This window comes from Streptomyces tateyamensis (assembly GCF_003205575.1).
GTDB classification, from domain to species: domain Bacteria; phylum Actinomycetota; class Actinomycetes; order Streptomycetales; family Streptomycetaceae; genus Kitasatospora; species Kitasatospora tateyamensis.
Genome location: NZ_PYBW01000163.1, coordinates 1 through 919, shown reverse-complemented (window position 1 = coordinate 919; position 919 = coordinate 1). Strand labels below are relative to the sequence as shown.

Below are 919 nucleotides of genomic sequence, written 5' to 3'. Positions count from 1 at the left end.
GATCAGGGGGGAACTTCAGACTCCCTCTGTCCGACCCCTCACCGGGGCCGATCGAAGGTGTCCACTACTCGGGGGGAAGGCCCGGCCATTGTCAGACTCTGTCACAGGCCGCGCGCTCGCGGCCCTGGTTGGCCAATGTCGTCAGGGACTGTCCGGGGCCGTCAGTGGCAGCTGCCGCTGACCCACGCTGGCTGTGGCAACGGCAGTAGGCCGGTCACTGACGGAAGGCAAGTCCTATGGAACAGCTCAGCGTTCGCACCGTCGTCCTTCTCCTGGTAGGCATCCTCGCCGTCGTTCTCATCGTGCGTGCGCCGACCCTCGGGTTCGCCATGGTGGGAGCGACTGCGGTGGTTGCGCTGCTGGCCCAACTCATGGGTAGGGAGTGAGGTAGCCGCCCGAGGGCACCGCATGCAAGGCCGCGCCGGTGCTGATCATCCTGGGCAAGCTGACTGACCCGGATGACTCCGACTGAATCGCTGGTGAGGCTCCGGCCAGGCTGGGGATCGGCGGTAACTGCAACTACGGAACGACGAAGGACCCGGCCGCAGTGCGGTCGGGTCCTTCATTTGCCCTGGTGGGCGAGGCGGAGGATACGAGATTCGAACTCGTGAGGGGTTGCCCCCAACACGCTTTCCAACTGTTCGTCCGGCTGTCCGGGGGCGGGCGTGGGCGTCCTGACCTGCGGCGGAGTGTCTCTATCGGCGGGCTTCGGACGGCTCTGAACGGGGGTGAATGCAACCAAAACGTATGCATTCACGAGGAATGCGCCTGATATATGACGCTGTGTGATGTTCGCTGGTCAGGCGGGCAGGGCGATGGGTGGCATCCAGAGGTTGCCGGTGAAGGCGCGGTGGATGGCGTCGAAGGCGCTCAGGCCGTGCTTGCGGGCGGAGTCGAGGTAGGAGCGCACGGCGAGCCA

The 919-nt window shown here is 65.5% G+C and carries 1 protein-coding gene; it reads left to right on the top strand.

Features of this window, described 5'->3' with window-relative positions; translation table 11 throughout:
* The first annotated feature begins 236 nt into the window (after window positions 1-236).
* Complete coding sequence (locus tag C7C46_RS35450) at window positions 237-386, top strand: hypothetical protein (RefSeq protein ID WP_181442628.1); 150 nt, start codon at window positions 237-239, stop codon at window positions 384-386.
* The last annotated feature ends 533 nt before the right edge of the window (window positions 387-919 follow it).

Excerpts from the sequence above, each read along its gene's own strand:
- C7C46_RS35450 (WP_181442628.1), top strand. The coding sequence starts at position 237 with ATGGAACAGCTCAGCGTTCGCACCGTCGTCCTTCTCCTGGTAGGCATC.